The organism is Marivita sp., from assembly GCF_020055675.1.
Lineage (GTDB): Bacteria > Pseudomonadota > Alphaproteobacteria > Rhodobacterales > Rhodobacteraceae > Marivita.
Genome location: NZ_JAIPUS010000022.1, coordinates 41,183 through 58,640, shown reverse-complemented (window position 1 = coordinate 58,640; position 17,458 = coordinate 41,183). Strand labels below are relative to the sequence as shown.

General features: G+C 61.5%; 14 protein-coding genes and 1 rRNA gene. 11 read left to right on the top strand and 4 right to left on the bottom strand.

Annotated elements, in window-relative coordinates; genetic code table 11:
- The first annotated feature begins 3 nt into the window (after positions 1-3).
- A 5S ribosomal RNA gene (rrf, locus tag LCF59_RS13540) occupies positions 4-118 on the top strand.
- 150 nt (positions 119-268) lie between these two features.
- On the opposite strand, the gene LCF59_RS13535 is transcribed toward rrf, so the two are convergent.
- Complete coding sequence (locus tag LCF59_RS13535) at positions 269-742, bottom strand: PRC-barrel domain-containing protein (protein WP_292288142.1); 474 nt, start codon at positions 740-742, stop codon at positions 269-271.
- 240 nt (positions 743-982) lie between these two features.
- Here LCF59_RS13535 and LCF59_RS13530 point away from each other — a divergent pair, with 240 nt between their 5' ends.
- From LCF59_RS13530 to LCF59_RS13515, 4 genes are all read left to right on the top strand, one after another.
- Entirely contained in the window at positions 983-1,504 is a 522-nt protein-coding gene (locus LCF59_RS13530) for an acyloxyacyl hydrolase (RefSeq protein ID WP_292288141.1), read from the top strand.
- 413 nt (positions 1,505-1,917) lie between these two features.
- Positions 1,918-2,820: a 2-dehydro-3-deoxygalactonokinase gene (locus LCF59_RS13525; protein ID WP_292288140.1), complete on the top strand. Its 903-nt coding sequence runs from the start codon at positions 1,918-1,920 to the stop codon at positions 2,818-2,820.
- Positions 2,817-3,425 (top strand): 2-dehydro-3-deoxy-6-phosphogalactonate aldolase, encoded by a 609-nt coding sequence (locus LCF59_RS13520; RefSeq protein WP_292288139.1) that lies wholly within the window; start codon positions 2,817-2,819, stop codon positions 3,423-3,425. Before LCF59_RS13525 ends, LCF59_RS13520 begins: the two co-directional genes overlap by 4 nt.
- Positions 3,425-4,270, top strand: coding sequence for an SMP-30/gluconolactonase/LRE family protein (locus tag LCF59_RS13515; RefSeq protein ID WP_292288138.1), 846 nt, complete (start codon positions 3,425-3,427; stop codon positions 4,268-4,270). Before LCF59_RS13520 ends, LCF59_RS13515 begins: the two co-directional genes overlap by 1 nt.
- 137 nt (positions 4,271-4,407) lie before the next feature.
- Here the strand turns inward: LCF59_RS13515 and LCF59_RS13510 are convergent, their stop codons facing one another.
- The 3 genes from LCF59_RS13510 to LCF59_RS13500 are packed head-to-tail and all read right to left on the bottom strand — an operon-like array spanning position 4,408 to position 7,743.
- Complete coding sequence (locus tag LCF59_RS13510) at positions 4,408-5,376, bottom strand: glucokinase (RefSeq protein ID WP_292288137.1); 969 nt, start codon at positions 5,374-5,376, stop codon at positions 4,408-4,410.
- Between the two features lies 1 nt (position 5,377).
- Complete coding sequence (locus LCF59_RS13505) at positions 5,378-6,706, bottom strand: GH1 family beta-glucosidase (protein WP_292288136.1); 1,329 nt, start codon at positions 6,704-6,706, stop codon at positions 5,378-5,380.
- An 11-nt stretch (positions 6,707-6,717) separates the two neighbouring features.
- Entirely contained in the window at positions 6,718-7,743 is a 1,026-nt protein-coding gene (locus LCF59_RS13500; RefSeq protein WP_292288135.1) for a substrate-binding domain-containing protein, read from the bottom strand.
- A 240-nt stretch (positions 7,744-7,983) separates the two neighbouring features.
- Here LCF59_RS13500 and LCF59_RS13495 point away from each other — a divergent pair, with 240 nt between their 5' ends.
- The 6 genes from LCF59_RS13495 to uvrA all read left to right on the top strand — a co-directional run bounded on the left by LCF59_RS13495 (position 7,984) and on the right by uvrA (position 17,455).
- Positions 7,984-9,252 carry an ABC transporter substrate-binding protein gene (locus LCF59_RS13495; protein ID WP_292288134.1) on the top strand — a complete coding sequence of 423 codons (1,269 nt, stop codon included), beginning with the start codon at positions 7,984-7,986 and terminating at the stop codon, positions 9,250-9,252.
- Between the two features lie 130 nt (positions 9,253-9,382).
- Entirely contained in the window at positions 9,383-10,402 is a 1,020-nt protein-coding gene (locus tag LCF59_RS13490) for a carbohydrate ABC transporter permease (RefSeq protein ID WP_292288133.1), read from the top strand.
- Positions 10,403-10,414: 12 nt separating this feature from the next.
- Complete coding sequence (locus LCF59_RS13485) at positions 10,415-11,572, top strand: carbohydrate ABC transporter permease (RefSeq protein WP_292288132.1); 1,158 nt, start codon at positions 10,415-10,417, stop codon at positions 11,570-11,572.
- A gap of 75 nt (positions 11,573-11,647) precedes the next feature.
- Positions 11,648-13,306 (top strand): alpha-amylase family glycosyl hydrolase, encoded by a 1,659-nt coding sequence (locus tag LCF59_RS13480; RefSeq protein WP_292288131.1) that lies wholly within the window; start codon positions 11,648-11,650, stop codon positions 13,304-13,306.
- A gap of 25 nt (positions 13,307-13,331) precedes the next feature.
- Complete coding sequence (locus LCF59_RS13475; protein WP_292288130.1) at positions 13,332-14,420, top strand: ABC transporter ATP-binding protein; 1,089 nt, start codon at positions 13,332-13,334, stop codon at positions 14,418-14,420.
- Positions 14,421-14,578: 158 nt separating this feature from the next.
- Positions 14,579-17,455 (top strand): excinuclease ABC subunit UvrA, encoded by a 2,877-nt coding sequence (gene uvrA / locus LCF59_RS13470; RefSeq protein WP_292288129.1) that lies wholly within the window; start codon positions 14,579-14,581, stop codon positions 17,453-17,455.
- The last annotated feature ends 3 nt before the right edge of the window (positions 17,456-17,458 follow it).

The following is a 17,458-nucleotide window of genomic DNA, read 5'->3' as shown; positions in this document are numbered from 1 at the left end:
CGGTTTGGTGGTCATAGCGTGAGCAAAACACCCGGTCCCATTCCGAACCCGGCCGTTAAGTGCCACCGCGCCAATGGTACTGCGACTCAAGTCGTGGGAGAGTAGGTCACCGCCAAACCTAGTAAAAACCACAGTATCTCTCTGATGCATTGTCTTGGGTTTGGTGACTATCCATTTCCGGTAATAAACTCGCACGGACCGTCGAGACGGCAGGACCATTGGTCCACCGCCTCCGCTTTGGGACCGGGGCATTCAACGCAACCAGCGGTCAGTTACCGGTGCCAGTGGTACCGACGCCGGTTCCTGTTGTGCCGGTGGTGCCCGTGCCGACGCCGGTTCCAGGGTCAGCCTGGGGAGCTGGTGCGGACTCCCGTTCGCGGAAGCTGTATTCCGGCGCATCCTCGGCCTCTTCCCGGGTGATTCCGAGCGTGACTTCGTTGGCATCGTAGTTGAGTTCCAGCTCCGACCATTCGACCGCGATTTCCTTTGCGCCGAAGCCGAGGAAACCGCCGACAGAGACGACAGCCGCGTTGACCAAGCCTTCTTCCGAATTCAGGATCAGATCCTCGATGGAGCCGATCATTTCACCACTGGGCGTATAGACCCTCGCGCCAAGCACCCAGTCACCGCGGACCTCCGCCGTGTCCTGGTTTTCGACAATCACGTTTTCCGGGTCCTGGGCGATGGCCATGTGCATGAAGAGCGGTGTGGCGATGGTCGAGATCAGTAATGTCCTGAACATGTGGATGTCCTTTCTTGCTCATGTTGAGGACCACGTCCCTGACAGGTCGGGCTGTTTGTGTTTGCTCACCTACCAGGCGTGCTCCTTGGGTGAAAAACGAAGAATGTGTTGCACGTTTCGGGGCAGACAGGGTGGTCAGCAGGAACCTGCCGCAACAGGAGGATCAGGTCTGGCTGGACTTCGCACTGGATTTGACCCAAGTGTTGGTAATTACTGCGTCAGAGCAAAGGGATGGAGTTGATGGCAGACGGAACCTTCGCAGCACTGCTGTTCGTTCTTGGCATGACCGACATGGGCATGAACCATTGCGGCACTGCCTCGGGCTGTCTGGGCTCATCCGACAGCAAGCCGCGGCTTTCAATTTCGGGCGGCGAGTTCCTCGAACGGCGGGCCGATCCGGCGGCGGAACTGTATCTGCGCTATGATCTTGGCCGCACCTATGGTCCCTTCGGCACCGCTGCGGGTCTGTCTGTCGCGGAAGAGGGCGAAACATGGGTCGGAGCCGGTGCGACATATTCATTGCCGCTTGGGCAGACCGGGGCCTATGCCGAATTGCATGCCATGCCCGGGCTTTATTTCGACAATGGCGGTTTCGATCTGGGCGGGACGGTGGCATTCCGCTCCGGCCTGGAGCTGGGCTACGAGACCCGAAATGGCTGGCGCTTGGCGGTGAGCTATGATCATCGCTCCAACGCGAGCCTTTACGCGGAAAATCCCGGCATTGAGACGGTGCAGTTCAAGGTGTCTGTGCCCTTGAAGTGAAGGACCGCCCGGCGTCTGTGTGCAAGTGGACCGCAAACGGCCTTCGACAGAGAACCCGGCCTTCAGCGCTTATCAGCGCGAAGGCGCCTCATCTTTGGTCTGCAAGTGAGGCAAGTGATCGCCCGGATGTTTGATCCGCTCGACGCGTAAGTCGGTTGTCCGGGCGGTGGTTGATGAAGACATGAAACACGTCTACCACGCTGCCATGAGGGATCCGCACCCAAACACTGACCTGAAATCGCGGCAGATTCCAAGCCTCGTGGCCAATCCTGGGCTGCGCAGTGCGATAAGTTCAATGATTTTGCGAGACTGAAGAAGGCGTCCCGAATGACATCTCACGCGACATTTCATTATTTCGAGGAACCGGGTTTGTTGAATGCCGAACGCATGATCACCGGCCAGGCAGTGGCGGCATGACCGATTGGCTGGCGGTTGATTGGGGCACGTCCCACCTGCGCGTCTGGGGGATGTCGAAGGGCGGCACGGTCGAGGCACGCAAAACCAGCGATGCCGGGATGGGCCGCCTCGCGCGTGACGGATTCGAACCGGCATTGCTCGATCTTGCCGGCGACATGCTGGGTGCTGGAAACACCCCGATAATCGTCTGCGGCATGGCTGGATCGCGGCAGGGGTGGGCCGAGGCGAAATATGTCGCCATACCCTGCGCGCCGCCGGGCATAGACCGTGCGACCCGTGTCTCGACCAACGACCCGCGCTTGTCCGTGCACATTCTGCCGGGTGTCAAGCAGACCAATCCCGCGGACGTGATGCGCGGCGAGGAAACCCAGATCGCGGGCTTTCTCGCGCTCAATCCGAAATTCGATGGCGTGATCTGCCTGCCCGGAACGCACAGCAAGTGGGTGCACATCAGCGCAGGCGAGATCGTCAGCTTCCGCACGTTCATGACCGGGGAGATGTTCGGCTGGCTGTCGTCACAATCGATTCTGCGCCACTCCGTGGCCGCCCAAGGCTGGGATGCGGATGCTTTTGCCCAGGCGGTTGCCGACACGCTGTCGCGCCCTGCGGAAATGGCGGCCAAGCTGTTTTCCCTGCGGGCCGAAGGGTTGTTGAATGACCTTGATCAGCATGTTGCCCGCGCGCGCCTGTCCGGTCTTGTGATCGGGGCGGAGCTTGCGGCTGCGAGGCCCTATTGGCTGGGTCAGCATGTCGCCCTGATCGGAGAGGACGCGGTTTGCAAACCTTACGCAGATGCGCTGTCCGCGCAGGGACTGCCGGTGGAGCGCACCAATACAGAACGCATGACGCTGGAAGGGCTGAAGGCGGCCTTCAAGACAAACAGGCAGGAAACACCATGAAAAATCGCAAGATCATAGCAATCCTGCGCGGGATCACACCGGATGAGGCCGAGCCGATCACCGAAGCCTTGCTGGAGGCCGGTATCGACCGGATAGAGGTTCCGCTCAATTCGCCCGATCCCTTCACGTCGATCAAGCGGATGGTCGATGCCTTTGGCCAGACAGCCGTGATCGGCGCCGGCACGGTCCTGAGCCCTGACGACGTGCAGCGCCTGCACAGGATCGGCGCGGGGATGGTGGTGTCGCCCGATTGCAACCCGCGTGTGATCGTGGCGACCAAGCAACTGGGCCTGCAGAGCTATCCCGGCGTTATGACGCCAACGGAGTGCTTTACCGCCTTGCGCAACGGCGCCGATGGTCTGAAGCTGTTTCCCGGTTCGCTGATCGGCCCGGACGGTCTCAAGGCGATCAAGGCGGTTTTGCCCGAGGGCACAGAGACCTATGCGGTGGGCGGCGCAGGCCCCGTAAATTTTGCCGACTGGTTCGCGGCGGGTGTGGACGGGTTCGGCATCGGGTCGGCGCTTTACAAACCGGGCGCTACTGTTGACGATATCACGGCCCGCGCGCAAGACATCGTCGCGGCCTACGACGAAGGATCCACCTGATGTCCAGGATTTTCAGTTCGACAAAATGCACATTGGGCGAGGGGCCGCTCTGGCACCCCGTGGAACAGGTGCTCTACTGGTTCGATATCATCGGCAAACGGCTTTACCGCAGCGACGGGACCAACGAACAAAGCTGGGATTTCGACGAATACGTGTCCGCCGCAGGCTGGATCGACAGCGGCCAGCTTCTGATCGCCAGCGAAACCGCGCTTTCGGTGTTTGACACCGCCTCGGGCGAAAGCAGCTTTGTGCATCCGCTCGAATTCGACAATCCCGTGACCCGGTCGAATGATGGCCGCGCCGACCCGTGGGGCGGGTTCTGGATCGGGACGATGGGCAAGAACGCCGAGCCGGGGGCGGGGGCGATCTATCGCTATTACGACGGTGCGCTGACCAGGCTTTTCGACAAGATCACGATTTCCAACGCGATTTGTTTTGCCCCGGACCACCGACACGCGTTCTATACGGACACGGTCAAGCGCAAGATCCTGCGCGTGGCGCTGGACGACGACGGGTTCCCGGCCGGCAAGCCGGATCTTTTCACCGATCTGAGCGCCGAAGGGTTGAACCCCGATGGCGCGGTCGTGGATGCGGATGGCAACCTCTGGGTGGCGCAATGGGGCGCCGCGCGGGTGGCTTGCTACGGCCCTGACGGAGGGTTCCTGCGCGCCATAGATGTGCCGGGAGAGCAGGCCAGTTGTCCGGCCTTCGGCGGGGCTGACCTGTCAATGCTTTACATCACAACCGCGGCAGAAGGGCTTGATCCCGCTGGAAAAAGCGATGGAATGACCTTTGCGGCACCCTCTGGCACCAAGGGACAGAAAGAGCATCGGGTCATTCTGTGAAACGCAGGCGCGGCACATGCCAGTGTCCCGAAACACTGGCGCCGCGAGACCCGGGATGAAGACGCGGATCGCATGGCCGCGCTTGGGCTGACATGGATCCGCATCGGCGACATCGCCTGCGGTTCGCCGGTCAGACCCTAGCCGATCAGCTCTTGCAAATGCGCGGCAGACCCCGACAGGGCGGCGTAATCATCTTCGACCAGGTGGACCGGGAACTGGTCCATGAACTCCGAGAACCGACCCTTGTCCTGAAACGCCGCGCGGAAGCCCAGCCGGTGCAGATGCGGTGCGAAATGTCGGGCGACGCCGCCACACAGGTAGATGCCACCGAAAGGCAAATGCACCAGCGTCAGGTTCCCCGCGGCACGGCCGAGCATGCGGATGAACACGCGCGCGGCCTCTTCCGCGATTTCGCTGGAGCCATCATTGACCGCCTGCATGATCCCGCCGGCATCCAGTGAGGCATCCATACCCGCCGCGTCGCACAGCCATTCGTAGACGCGTTCGAAGCCGCGCCCAGACAACACATCCTCGAACCCGGGGGTGCCATGTTTGCGCGCGATCCATTCCAACAGGCGCAGTTCATCCTCGGTTTGCGCAGGCAGTGACACGTGCCCGGCTTCCGAGGGGGGCACCAGCGTGCGTTCACCCAGCCGGTAAACGGCCGCCGCGTTCATCCCGGTGCCGATGCCGATCACCAGTCGCGCGGCCCGGTCGCCGGCGGGTTGGCCGGGGAGAACCGTCCGGATCACTTCGGGTCGCAGCACGTCGAGCGCATGTCCCTGCGCTTGCAGATCGTTGAGAACCGCAACTGTCCCGGCCCCGGTCGCCGCCGAAACCGAGGCGCGGTCGATGGTCCAGCTGAGATTGGTCAATTCGCCCACCCCGTCGCGCACCGGCCCTGCCATTGCGACACAGGCGGCATCCGGCACCACGTCGAACTGCTCAAGGTAGCTGCGCAGCACGGACAGGAGATCGGGATGTTCCGCATTCCGAAAGCGCCGGATCGTGTCGCTGCGCACGGCGGCGCCGTCGGTCAGGGCGACACGGGTATTGGTGCCGCCAAGATCGGCGACCAGGGCAGTCAGGGTCGAGGATGTGGTCATGTCAGGTCCCGGTCAGCGCGGATTTCAGCGCGTGATACGAGGATTTGGGAGTGCGGTCCAGCGTGTCGAAATCCACATGCACCAGCCCGAAGCGTTTGTCATACCCAAGCGCCCATTCGTAATTGTCCATCAGCGACCAGATGAAATAGCCCTTGACCGGTGCCCCCTTGGCCATCGCGCGCTGTACCGCGGCAACGTGGCTGTCGAGATAGTCGATCCGGTGCGGATCCTGCACGCTGCCCCGTTCGATCACGTCCGGGGCCGCCATGCCGTTTTCGGTCACGTAAAGCGGCAGGTCGCCGGTGTAGTCCCGCGCCGTGCGGGTCAGGAAATCGCACAGGCCGTCCGGGTAAATCTCCCAGCCCATGTAGGTTTTGGGCAATGGGCCTTCGACCTCTTCATGGCTGGGCCAGGGGCCGTCATTCGGCGCGATGATCTTGCGGGTGTAATAGTTGATCCCGCACCAGTCGAGCGGGCTCTGGATCACGCCGAAATCATCCTGCCAGCCCTTGGGCATATGTGGCTCCAACCCCTCCATCACGTTTTCGGGGTATCGGCCCTTGAACACGCCGGACAGGAAGAAATGGTTGTAGTATCCATCATAGAGCGCCGCCGCCTTCTGCGCCGCGTCACTGTCATCCACCGGGGTGGCCCACTCCATGTTGAACACGCCGCCCAGGTTGGTCATGCCCAACCCGCGCATCACCTGGATGGCGGTGCCATGCGCCTTGAGAACATGATGCATCGCATGCGCCGTTGCGCGGATGTCACGCAGGCCCGGCGCGTGGTGGCCCAGAAAATGCGACAGCCAGCCGACGCACCACGGCTCGTTGATTGGGGCCACGGAAAACATCCGGTCGCCGATGCGGCCCATGATCACCTCGGTGAATTCGGCAAACCATTCGGGCATGTCCGGGTTGCGCCAGCCGCCCAGATCGGCCAGCGCCACGGGCAGTTCCCAGTGATAAAGCGTCGCGCAAGGCTTCAGGCCGCGCTGCAGCATCGCGTCGGTCAGCCGGTCGTAGAAATCCAGTCCCTCGGGATTGGGGGTGCCGCGCCCTTCGGGCAGCACCCGCGCCCAGCTTGTGGAAAAGCGGTAGGCGTCCAGCCCGGCTGCCTGGACCAGATCGAGATCCGCCTCGAACCTTTGGTAGTGATCGCAGGCCCGATCGCCGGTCTCTGCACGCACCACGTTGCCCGGTGTGGCGGCGAAACTGTCCCAGTGGGTCCGGCCAGCGCCACCGAACGCGTGGCCTTCGATCTGGTAGCTGGACGTGGCGGTGCCAAAGATGAAGTCGTCAGGAAAGTCCTGCCGTGAGAAGGTCAACATTGCAATGTCCTTTAGGTTGCAGCAGGGCCGGTCGAGCGCCCGATGATCAGCTCCGCCTCCAGCAGCCGCGTCCTTGGTCCTGATTGCGGGGCGGCGATCAGCGACAGCAGCATGTCCGCCGCGAGCGACCCGGCCGAACGCACCGATGACCGCAGCGCGGTGAAGATCGGCACGTCATCGCCGTTTTCCAGATAGCTCAATGCGTCGTCATGGGTGACGATCGACACGTCCCGGGCCAGCACCAGCCCGGCTTCATGTACCGCGCGCCGTACCCCCATCGCGGTGATGATCGAGGAACACACGAACGCCGTGGGTCTGTCTTCGCGGTCCAGCATGTCCCGGGCGCTGCGGTAGCCGAAAATCTCGGTCATTTCTTCGCTGCGCATCAGGTCCGGCTCTACCGACAGGGCATTGTTGCGCAGGGCGTTTTCGTAACCGGTGCGGCGCCGGAATGCGAAATCCATATGCTCCAGGCCGTTCAGAAGCGCGATCCGGCGGTGGCCCAGTTCGATCAGCAATTGCGTCCCGCGTTCGAACGCGCCGCGATTGTTCACGTCGATCCAGGAATAGGGCTGGTTCACATCCGTCGAGCGCCCATGCACCACGAAGGGCAGGCCAATCCGCGACAGCAGCGAAATGCGCGGGTCGTTGATCACCGGTCCGTGAACGATGATACCGTCCACGTTCCCGCGCGCCTTGATGTCGTGATAAACCCGAGAAACCTCGTTGTCGGGCACGCGGGTCAGGATCATGTCATAGCCGGCGCGCGCATAGCTGTCGCCGGCACCGGCGATGAAATCGCCGAAGACCGGATTGACCATCTCGTGCTGGTTGGACACCGGTATGACATGGCCGATGGCAAGCGCACGTCCCGTGGCCAGCCCCTTGGCCCGGGTGTTCGGGCGATAATTCAGGTCCTGCGCAGCCTTCAAGATCCTGTTTCGGGTGTGTTCGCTGACCTCTGGATACCCGTTCAACGCACGGCTCACCGTGGTCTGGGATAGTTTCAGATGCTTCGAGAGTTGTTTGAGATTCACGGTTATTTGCCCAAAGCGCTTTGAATTTTCGCCCTCAGTTAGACATAAATCGGTGGCCTGTAAAAGCCCTTTTGCGCGGGTGAACTTGCTGCAAAGCAGCAATAAAAACGGAATTATCCGCGTATGTTCAGATTGACAGGTCAGGGCAAATCGGGGAGCGTGACGTATCCAAAGCGCTTTGGAGTGATTCTGAAGCACTGGAGAATTTCGCGCCAACACGCGCAACTCGGGAGGTTATTCATGAAACAGACACTCACGTCGGGCGTCGCCATTGCAGCCGTGTTTGCCGGTGCCGCCAGCGCCGAAGACCTGACAGTGTTCGGTCCTTGGCTCGGTCCGGACCAGGAACTGGTCGAGGCGGTCCTGTCCGATTTCGCTGATAAATCGGGGCACGCTGTCAGCTATGTCGGGTCCGACAGTTTCGAGCAGCAGATCGTGGTCGATGCCGAGGCAGGCTCTGCCCCCAATATCGCGGTCTTTCCGCAGCCGGGTCTGGCAGCCGATCTTGCATCGCGCGGGTTTCTGACGCCGCTCAAGGACGGGACGGGCGACTGGATCAAGGAAAACTATGCCGCCGGCCAGTCCTGGGTCGATCTGGGCACCTATGCCGGCCCCGACGGGCAAGCGGACCTCTACGGCTTCTTTTACAAGGTCGATGTGAAATCGCTGGTCTGGTATTCGCCCGAGAATTTCGAGGACGCGGGCTATGACGTGCCCGAAACGATGGAAGATCTCAAGGCGCTCACGGACCAGATGGTGGCCGATGGCGAAACGCCGTGGTGCATTGGCCTGGGTTCGGGTGGCGCAACCGGCTGGCCCGCCACCGACTGGGTCGAGGACATGATGCTGCGCACGCAGCCGCCAGAAGTGTATGACCAATGGGTGTCCAACGAGATCCCGTTCGACGATCCCCGCGTCGTTGGCGCGATCGAGGAGTTCGGGTATTTCGCGCGCACCGACGAACATGTTGCCGGCGGGGCCGGGGCCGTGGCCTCGACGGATTTCCGCGACAGCCCGAAGGGGCTCTTCGATGCCCCGCCGCAGTGCTACTTGCACCGCCAGGCGTCGTTCATCCCGGCGTTTTTCCCGGATGGCACCGAGGTCGGTCTGGACGCCGATTTCTTTTACTTCCCGGCTTACGCGGAAAAAGACCTTGGCCAGCCGGTGCTGGGGGCCGGGACACTCTGGGCCATCACCAACGAAAATGACGCGGCACATGACTTGATCGAATACCTCCAGACGCCCGTCGCGCATGAAATCTGGATGGCGAATGGCGGGTTTCTGACGCCGCATACCGGTGTCGACCTGTCCAACTTCGCAACCGAGGCGGCGGCCAACATGAACCGGATTCTTCTGGACGCCACCACCTTCCGCTTCGACGCCTCCGACCTGATGCCGGGCGGCGTGGGCGCTGGAAGCTTCTGGACCGGCATGGTCGATTATTCCGGCGGCAAGGACGCCACTGAAGTGGCCAGCGACATCCAGGATAGCTGGGACGCGATCAAGTAAACGCGTGTCGTGACAGGGCTGGACCGTGCGGGCGACCGTGCGGTCCACACGGGTCAAGCTGCATGGCCAGCCCGGTCGAGCGGCGCGCCAGTGGCACAGGCTGGATCCGCAAACATTTTGGGAGAGACAGATGAATCCCGCATTTCAAGGTCTTTTGACCATCGCCATAGGCGTCGGCGGATGTCTCGGTTATTTCTATTTCTCGAACCAGTTTCTGGACAAGGTCCTATGTCCCGCCAAGGGTCCGAACGCGGGCCGCAACATCAACCGCGCCAACCTTGTGCGCCCGTGGCTGTTCCTGCTTCCAGCAGTTCTCGCGCTGGGGCTTTACCTGGCTTACCCGGTTTTCGAGACGATCCGCTTGTCGCTGACTGAACGGCAGACCCTGTCAGACGGCACCACCGTCTATAATTTTGTCGGCCTTGCCAATTATGCGCAGATGTCGTCGGACCCGAAATTCTGGGAAGCGCTGATCAACAACATGCTCTGGCTCATCGTCGTACCCGCGATGTCCACCGCCTTCGGCCTGCTGGCGGCACAGCTGACCGACCGGATCCGTTGGGGCAATATCGCCAAATCGCTGATCTTCATGCCGATGGCGATTTCCTTTGTCGGCGCTGCGGTGATCTGGAAACTGGTCTATGACGCGCGCCCGCCCGGTGCCGAACAGATCGGTGTGCTGAACGCGGTCTATGTCTGGCTGACCGGCAATGACCCGCAACAATGGCTGACAACGCCGTTCTGGAACAGCTTCCTGCTGATGATCGTGCTGATCTGGATCCAGACGGGCTTTGCCATGGTGATCCTGTCCGCCGCGCTGCGCGGCATTCCCGAAGAAACCATCGAGGCGGCCATCGTCGACGGGGCCAACCCGTTCCAGATTTTCTTCAAGATCAAGATGCCGCAGATCGCCGGCACCATCGTGGTGGTCTGGACGACGATCACGCTGGTGGTTCTCAAGATTTTCGACATTGTCTTCGCGATGACAAACGGACAATGGGGCACCCAGGTTCTGGCCAATTACATGTTTGGCCAGCTTTTCGTGGCCCGTGACTGGGGGGTCGGCTCGGCCAGCGCGATCGTCATCATGTTGCTGGTGACGCCGATCCTTTTCTGGAACGTGCGCAACGCGCGCAGGGAAATGCGCTGAGGGAGAGGGATCATGGATAATATCGCAGGCAGCAAATCCTCCCTCACATGGGCGGTGCATATCTCGGTCTTTTTGCTGGTGGCGCTGTGGCTGTTCCCGACCGTCGGGTTGTTCGTGTCGTCGTTCCGCACGGCCGACCAGATTTCCAGTTCGGGCTGGTGGAACGCGCTGTTCCCGACCGAACAAAGCCTCGTGATGCGCACCAAGGCGCCGGAGGATCAGGCATTGATCGAGGGTGTCTACGTGATCGAGGGCAATCTCTACACCGGAGAAGACCTGCCTCCGGGGATCGAGATGTCGGCCTGGGGCACCTCATCGCGCGATGTCGCGGCCTATGTCCCCGGCGATACGGCCGAGCTGCGCGATGGCGAACGGATCACCGTTGAGCAAGGCGGCGACTACCGTCTGGAAAGCCCCACCGAAATGGAGGGCCGGCGCGGGCAGCGTGTCTTCGTGACCGCCGAATTGCCGCCCGATTTCACGCTGGAGAATTATCAACAGGTCCTGTTTTCGGGCGACGCGACCGACAGCATGGCCAAGGCGTTCTTCAACACGCTGACCGTGACGATCCCGGCCACCATCATTCCCATCGTCGTGGCGGCATTCGCGGCCTATGCGCTGGCCTGGATGAATTTCGCGGGCAGGGCGCTGTTGATCGCCATCGTTGTCGGCCTTCTGGTGGTGCCTCTTCAACTGGCGCTGATCCCGCTGCTCAAGCTGCATCTCGGCATCGGTATCGGGAAGGGCTACCTGGGCACATGGCTGGCCCACACCGGGTTCGGCTTGCCGCTGGCGATCTATCTCTTGCGCAATTACATGGTCGGCCTGCCGCGCGACATCATCGAAAACGCCCGTGTGGACGGGGCGACCGAGTTCCAGATCTTCACAAAGATCATCCTGCCTCTGTCGTTCCCGGCGCTGGCCAGCTTTGCCATCTTCCAGTTCCTGTGGACATGGAACGATCTGCTGGTCGCCAAGGTCTTCCTGATCGACGCGACAGGGCAGACGACCGTGATGACGAACCAGATCGTCGAGCTTCTGGGCACGCGGGGCGGCAATTGGGAAATTCTCGCCACCGCCGCTTTCGTGTCGATCTCGGTGCCGCTCCTGGTGTTCTTTGCGATGCAGAAATACCTGGTGCGCGGTCTTCTGGCAGGATCTGTGAAATGAGAGTGCGCCCGTCCATCGTGGCGGGGCCAAACCAACAACCGCATTGCACAATGCCGACGCAAGGAACGAACCAAAATGACCGTGGCAAACACTTTGGCCGCTGAAAGCCCCGCCATAGACACTGACTGGTGGCGCGGGGCGGTGATCTACCAGATCTACCCGCGCAGCTTTCAGGACAGTAACGGCGACGGCATTGGCGACCTTCTTGGGATCGCGGACCGGCTGCCTTACGTGGCGTCCCTGGGTGTCGATGCGATCTGGATCAGCCCCTTCTTCACCTCGCCGATGAAGGATTTCGGCTATGACGTCAGCGATTACTGCGATGTCGATCCGATGTTCGGGTCACTGGCGGATTTCGATGTTCTGGTCCAGACGGCGCACCGCCTGGGCATCCGCGTGATGATCGACCTTGTGCTGTCGCACACCTCGGACCAGCACCCGTGGTTCATGGAAAGCCGTGCCGACCGGAGCAATCCGAAGGCGGATTGGTATGTCTGGTCCGATCCACGGCCGGACGGCACGCCGCCGAACAACTGGCTGTCGATCTTTGGCGGCCCGGCCTGGCACTGGGACGCGCGGCGCGAACAGTATTACCTGCACAACTTCCTGACCTCGCAGCCGGATCTGAACTTTCACAACCCGGATGTGCAGGACGCGCTTTTGGATGCAACGCGGTTCTGGCTCGATCGCGGTGTCGACGGCTTCCGGCTCGACACGATCAATTTCTATTTCCACGACAAGGATCTGCGCAACAATCCCGCGTTGCCCAAGGACCGGCGCAACGCCAATATCGCCCCCTCGGTGAACCCCTATAACCACCAGGAACACCTCTATTCGAAAAACCAGCCGGAAAACCTCGCGTTTCTCGAACGGTTCCGCGCCCTGCTGGATGAATACGGGGGCACCACTTCGGTGGGCGAAGTGGGCGACGCGCAGCGCGGCCTGGAAATCATGGGCGACTACACGCGTGGCGAAAACCGGGTTCACATGTGCTATGCCTTCGAATTCCTGTCCGGGGTCGAGCCCAGCGCAGAGCGTCTCGTCGACGTGCTTGCGAAGGTGGACGATGTAGCCTCGGACGGCTGGGCCTGCTGGGCGTTTTCCAACCATGACGTAACGCGCCACGCGACGCGCTGGAACCTGTCACCGGCGGCACAGCGCGTGTTCGCGACCCTGATGATGTGCCTGCGCGGGTCGGTCTGCCTGTACCAGGGCGAAGAACTGGGCCTGCCCGAGGCAGAGGTCGGCTTTGACGATCTTCGAGACCCCTATGGCATCGAATTCTGGCCCGAATTCAAGGGGCGCGACGGCTGCCGCACGCCGATGGTCTGGGAGCCGTCGAACCAGACCGGTGACTTCACCACCGGCCAGCCCTGGTTGCCTGTCAGCCACGATCACCTGTCCCGGACAGTAGGCCACCAAGAGTCCGATCCGGCCGCGATTCTGCACCACTACCGACGCGCCATCGCCTTTCGCCATGCGCATCCCGCATTGGCCAAGGGCGATCACGGGCGCGTCGCAAGCACCGGCCCCATTTTGCATTTCTTCCGCAGTTACAATGACACCACGATCTTTTGTGCCTTCAACCTCAGCGATCAGCCCGCGACCATGGCTCTGCCTGACGGCCACTGGAGCCAGATCGGGCTGGAGCTGGGAAGCGCCGGGCCGCAGGCGGATGGCAGATTGCATCTTGGCCCGTGGCAGCCCTGCCTCGCGCTTGAAACGAAGTCCTGACACGCAGGAAAAGGGAGGGACAGACATGGCCAATTTGAAGCTGACGGATGTCGAAAAGACCTATGGCGGCGCGATCAACGTGCTCAACAACATCAACCTCGATATCCGGCAGGGCGAGCTGGTTGTCTTCGTCGGCCCGTCGGGCTGCGGGAAATCGACCTTGCTGCGCATGATCGCGGGGCTGGAACAGATCACCGGCGGCACGCTCGAGATTGACGGGCAGGTCGTCAACGACATGCCGCCCGCACTGCGCGGCATCGCAATGGTGTTCCAGTCCTACGCGCTTTATCCGCACATGACAGTGCGCGAAAACATGCAGTTCGCGCTCAAGATCGCCAAGAAACCGCAATCCGAGATCGACGCCGCCGTCGACCGGGCGGCAAAGATGTTGCAACTCGACCCGTACCTCGACCGTCTGCCCAAGGCGCTGTCGGGCGGGCAGCGGCAGCGGGTCGCCATCGGACGCTCCATTGTCCGCGATCCCAAGGTCTACCTGTTCGATGAACCGCTCTCGAACCTCGATGCCGCCCTGCGGGTCGCCACCCGGATCGAGATCGCGCAACTCAAGGAACAGATGCCGGACTCGACGATGGTCTACGTCACACATGACCAGGTCGAGGCGATGACACTGGCGTCGCGCATCGTGGTTCTGGCCAACAAGGGCATCGCCCAGGTGGGCACGCCGCTCGAATTGTACGAACGGCCCAACAGCGAATTCGTCGCGCAGTTCATCGGCTCGCCGTCGATGAACCTGCTCCCCGGCGAGGTGATCGGCACCGGGCGGCAAACCACCGTGAAGATGGCAAGCGGCGGCACGGCGGTGTCGGATTACCCGACCAACGACGCGGATATGGGGATCAAGGTCAATGTCGGCATACGTCCCGAGGATTTCCTCGAAACCGATGGCGATTACATCTTCGAAGGCAAAGTCGAGATCACCGAAGCATTGGGCGAGGTGACGCTGCTTTACTTCGAACGCCAGGGGTCCGCGGAACAGGTCATCGGCAAGCTCCCCGGCATCCATGCCGACCTGCGGGGCAATTCGGTCAAACTTGGCGCGACGCCCGACAAGGTGCACATCTTCCACGAGGGAATATCGCTGCTCTATCGGTAGGCACGCGCGTCATTTCATTGCGCGGCCCCAGACACGATCCGGCGCTGCCTGTATTTTCTGTGGGCGATTTTCAAAGTTCCGCCTTTGTTCCCGTTTTCTCGTTGGCGAAGCGGGCGTCATGATCTATGTTCTTAACCCTGAATACCCCGGGGGGCATCATGGCCGAACTCAAACATATCGAAGTCCGCGGCGCGCGCGAGCACAATCTCAAAAGCATCGACGTGGACATCCCGCGGGATCAGCTTGTGGTGATCACCGGATTGTCCGGGTCAGGCAAGTCTTCCCTTGCGTTCGACACGATCTATGCCGAAGGCCAGCGCCGCTACGTGGAATCGCTGTCGGCCTACGCGCGGCAATTCCTCGACATGATGGAAAAGCCGGATGTGGACCACATCTCCGGCCTGTCGCCCGCCATCTCCATCGAACAGAAAACCACGTCGAAAAACCCGCGCTCCACCGTCGGGACCGTGACCGAAATCTATGACTACATGCGCCTTCTCTTCGCGCGGGTCGGCACGCCCTACAGCCCCGCCACCGGCCAGCCCATCGAGGCGCAGCAGGTGCAGGACATGGTTGACCGGGTCATGACGATGGAGGAGGGGACGCGCGCCTATCTGCTCGCCCCGATCGTGCGCGACCGCAAGGGCGAATACCGCAAGGAATTTCTCGAACTGCGCAAACAGGGCTTCCAGCGCGTCAAGGTGGACGGAGAGTTTTACGAATTGGACGAACCGCCGACGCTGGACAAGAAGTTTCGCCATGACATCGACGTTGTGGTGGACCGCCTGGTCGTCAAGGACGGTCTTGAAACCCGGCTCGCGGACAGCTTTCGCACCGCGCTCGACCTGGCCGACGGCATTGCGATCCTCGAAACAGCGCCAAGCGAGGGCGAACCCGAGCGGCATACCTTCTCGGAAAAATTCGCCTGTCCGGTCAGTGGCTTCACCATCCCGGAAATCGAACCGCGGCTGTTTTCGTTCAACGCGCCCTTCGGGGCCTGCCCGGAGTGCGACGGTCTCGGGGTCGAGCTGTTCTTTGATCCCAACCTTGTCGTCCCGGACACCACGCTGAAAATCTCGGACGGCGCACTGGCCCCGTGGCGCAAGGGAAAATCGCCGTATTTCCTGCAAACCATCGAGGCCATCGCGAAACATTACGGCTTCAACAAGTCGGCCCGCTGGAAAGACCTCGATCCCTATGTCCAGCAAGTTTTCCTCTACGGCTCCGGCGACGAGGAAATCCCGTTCCGCTATGACGAGGGCGGGCGTGTCTATTCCGTGACACGCACCTTTGAAGGCGTCATCCCGAACATGGAGCGGCGTTACCGCGAAACCGACAGCAACTGGATTCGCGAGGAATTCGAGCGCTTTCAGAACAATCGGTCCTGCGGCACCTGCGGCGGCTACCGCCTGCGCGAAGAGGCGCTGGCGGTCAAGATCGGCGCGCGCGACAATCTGCGCCATGTCGGGCAGGTCGTGCAAATGTCGATCAAGGATGCATTCGACTGGTGCAACACGGTGCCCGATCACCTGACAAACCAGAAAAACGAGATTGCCAAGGCAATTCTCAAGGAGATCCGCGAACGGCTCGGCTTCCTCAACAATGTGGGCCTCGAATACCTCACGCTTTCGCGCAACGCCGGTACGCTTTCAGGGGGGGAAAGCCAGCGCATCCGCCTTGCGTCCCAGATCGGATCCGGGCTGACGGGCGTGCTGTACGTGCTTGATGAACCCTCCATTGGCCTGCACCAGCGCGACAATGACCGGCTGCTTGGCACGCTCAAGAACCTGCGCGATCAGGGCAACACGGTGATCGTTGTCGAACATGACGAGGAAGCGATCCGCGAGGCGGATTATGTCTTCGACATCGGACCCGGGGCCGGTGTGCATGGCGGCCAGGTCGTATCCAAGGGCACTCCGCAAGAGGTGGCCGACGATGCTGGCTCGCTGACGGGGCAGTACCTCAGCGGGGCCCGCGAAATTCCCGTGCCCGGCGAACGGCGCAAGGGCAAGAAGGGCAAATCGCTCAAGGTGGTCAAGGCCACGGGCAACAACCTGCAAAGCATCGACGCAGAGTTTCCACTGGGAAAATTTGTCTGCGTCACAGGTGTGTCGGGTGGCGGCAAGTCCACGCTCACCATCGAGACGCTGTTCAAGACCGCCTCGATGCGCCTCAACGGGGCCCGCCAGACACCCGCGCCCTGCGAGACGATCAAGGGGCTGGAGCATCTCGACAAGGTGATCGATATCGACCAGCGCCCGATCGGCCGCACGCCGCGGTCCAACCCGGCCACCTATACCGGCGCCTTTACCCCGATCCGAGACTGGTTCGCCGGGCTGCCCGAGGCCAAGGCGCGCGGCTACAAGCCGGGACGCTTCAGCTTCAACGTCAAGGGCGGGCGCTGCGAAGCGTGTCAGGGTGACGGTGTCATCAAGATCGAGATGCATTTCCTGCCGGATGTCTACGTGGAATGCGAGACCTGCAAAGGCGCGCGCTACAATCGCGAAACCCTGGAAATAAAGTTCAAAGGCAAAAGCATAGCAGACGTTCTTGATATGACGGTTGAAGATGCGCAGGAGTTCTTCAAGGCCGTGCCATCGATCCGCGAAAAGATGGATGCGCTTTTTCGTGTGGGTCTTGGCTACGTCAAGGTCGGACAGCAGGCGACCACCCTTTCAGGCGGCGAGGCGCAGCGCGTCAAACTGTCGAAAGAGCTTGCGAAACGGTCCACGGGGCGCACGCTCTATATCCTGGACGAACCGACAACCGGCTTGCATTTCGACGATGTCCGCAAGCTTCTTGAAGTTTTGCATGAACTTGTAGAACACGGGAATTCGGTCATTGTCATCGAGCATAATCTCGATGTGATCAAAACCGCCGACTGGATCATAGATATCGGACCAGAGGGCGGGGACGGCGGCGGAGAAATCGTCGCGACAGGCACGCCGGAACAGGTGGCCGATGTCGAAGCCTCGCATACCGGGCGGTACCTGAAATCCATGCTCAGCGCGCACAAACAGGTCGCGGCGGAATAAATC